Here is a 2,391-nt window from a genome sequence, read left to right as displayed (position 1 = left end):
TCTTTAAAAGGCCTCGCATTGCGAGGCCTTTTTCGTTTCTGATCCCGCTACACAACTTCCTTCACCTGCGCTACCGTGAGCAAAAACCTTCACGGCAACCGGGCTCTCATCGTGCATCGTTCGCTCTTGATCATTATTCCCCTGCTGCTTTACGGATGCGACCAGACACCCACCGGCCGTGAGCAGCTGGCGCTGGTCCCCGAATCGATGATGGCAGACTTCGGCCAGCAGACGTTTGTGCAGATGCAGCAGCAGTTACCGGTAAGCGCCAACGAGAGTGCCAACCGGGAAGCACAATGTGTGGCGGAACAGCTCATCCAACGAATTCCCGCCCGTTTTCCCGGGGTCAGCCTGCCGGACACCTGGGAAGTGGTAGTGTTCGCCGATGCCACCCCCAACGCCTTTGCCCTCCCCGGCGGCAAGATTGGAGTCAACGAAGGGCTGCTGGAGCTAGCACAAAGCGATGATCAGCTGGCCGCCGTCATCGGCCACGAAATCGCCCACGTGCTGGCCAGGCATGGCAACGAACGGCTCACTCAGGAACTTGGCATCAAGGCAGTGTTATTTGTGATCGGGCTGTTCAGCGAAGGGGATGCGGATACCGAGAATATTCTGCAGGCTCTCGGCGTAGGCGCCTACCTGGGTATCGCCCTGCCGTTCAGTCGCAGCCATGAGGAAGAGGCCGATCTGATGGGACTGGAGCTGATGGCCAGCGCAGGATTCGATCCACGGCAGAGCACCGAACTATGGAGAAATATGGCCGCCGCAGGGAGCGCCCAGCCACTGGAGTTTCTCTCCACTCACCCGAACCATGACAGTCGCATCGAAGCCCTTCAGGAACGTATGGGGGCGGTGTTGCCGCTCTACCAGCAAGTCACGCCAGTGAATTGCGAACGGTAAGAAGCAGAAGCGAGTCACGAGTTTCGAGTTGCGGAACCCAGACATGCTCAACAAGATTTCGCCTTTCGAAACTCGCTTCTCGTCACTCGAAACTTTCCTGGTCAGCCGCCCACGGCTTCCTTAACGGAAACCTTCTCGGTCGCCGGCTGCCAGTTGTAATCCTTCATGTTTACGGTCCAGGTGCGGGCCATGAACTGGAAGGTCGCGTGGGGCCACAGGGCGGTGTTGCGGCCATCGGCCTGTTGGTACCAGCTCATGCACCCGCCGTTCTGCCAAACCGTGCCCTTCAGCTCGTCCTGCAGCTTGTCATTGAAACGATCCTGCACGTCCTGCTTCACGTCCAGCCAGGCATCACCGCGCTTATCCAGCTTGGTGATGGCATCCATCACATAGCGCACCTGGCTCTCGATCATGAAAATGATGGAGTTATGGCCCAGGCCGGTGTTCGGCCCCACCAGCTGGAACATGTTCGGATAACCGCTCACGGTGGTGCCCAGATAGGCCTGCGCTGCATCCTTCCAGTCATCCTGCAGACGACGGCCCGGCAGACCGGTGATCTCGAAATCCTTCATGTAGATACGCGGATCCACGATGAAACCGGTACCCAGCACAATGCAGTCCGCCTGCTGCTCAGTGCCATCACTGAACACCACGCTGTTTTCCCGGATTTCCTTCACCCCTTCGGTGACCAGCTCCACGTTGTCGCGGTTGAAGGTGGGGTAATAGTTGTTGGAAATCAGAATCCGCTTACAACCCAGCGTGTAGTTGGGCACCAACTTGCGTGCCGTCTCCTTGTCCTTCACCTGGTAATTGATGAAGGCTTTCAGCGCCGGTTCGGCCAGTTTGGCCAGACGCGGATTGAAGATCGGCAGCACGCGCGCTTCGTTGCTCAGGTAAAGGCGCAGACGGTGCAGCTTGCGCAGCGCCGGGAAGCGGCGGAATACCCACTTGCTCAGGCCGGAATAAGCACGCTCATCGCGAGGGATAATCCACGGCGGAGTGCGCTGTACCACGGTCAGGTGGCCCGCTTCTTTTGCCACATGGGGCACATACTGGATGGCACTGGCACCGGTACCGATGGACACCACTTTCTTGCCGGCCATGTCATAGTCCTGGTCCCACAGGGCGGAGTGGATGATCTTGCCCTTGAAGGAATCCATGCCCTTGAACTTGGGGAACGACGGCACATGCAGGGGACCACTGGCCAGTACCCAGTGCTGACACACCACCTGGGAGCCATCGGCCAGATTCAGGGTCCACAGGGCCGCCTGGTCGTCAAAATGGGCCCCGGTCACCTCGGCATTGAAACGGGTGTACTGACGCAGGTTGTGCTTCTGGCTCACACCTTCAATGTAGTTGTGGATTTCCTGCTGGCCACTATAGCGGTGGCTCCAGTCCGGATTGCCCTCGAAGGAGAAGGAATACATGTGAGACTGCACGTCACAGGCGGCGCCTGGGTAGCTGTTGTGGTACCAGGTACCGCCCATGCCA

The 2,391-nt window shown here is 58.6% G+C and carries 2 protein-coding genes; one reads left to right on the top strand and one right to left on the bottom strand.

What is annotated here, in order from left to right; translation table 11 throughout:
* The first annotated feature begins 111 nt into the window (after positions 1 to 111).
* Positions 112 to 900 carry a M48 family metallopeptidase gene (locus A3730_RS25845; RefSeq protein ID WP_063518765.1) on the top strand — a complete coding sequence of 263 codons (789 nt, stop codon included), beginning with the start codon at positions 112 to 114 and terminating at the stop codon, positions 898 to 900.
* 101 nt (positions 901 to 1,001) lie between these two features.
* Here A3730_RS25845 and A3730_RS25840 read toward each other — a convergent pair.
* A partial coding sequence (locus tag A3730_RS25840; RefSeq protein ID WP_063539276.1) for an NAD(P)/FAD-dependent oxidoreductase occupies positions 1,002 to 2,391 on the bottom strand: 1,390 nt, incomplete at its 5' end.

The sequence above is a fragment of the Alcanivorax sp. HI0044 genome, from assembly GCF_001634945.1.
The sequence above is the reverse complement of the archived record's forward strand: the minus strand, read 5'-3'. Positions and strand labels throughout refer to the sequence as shown.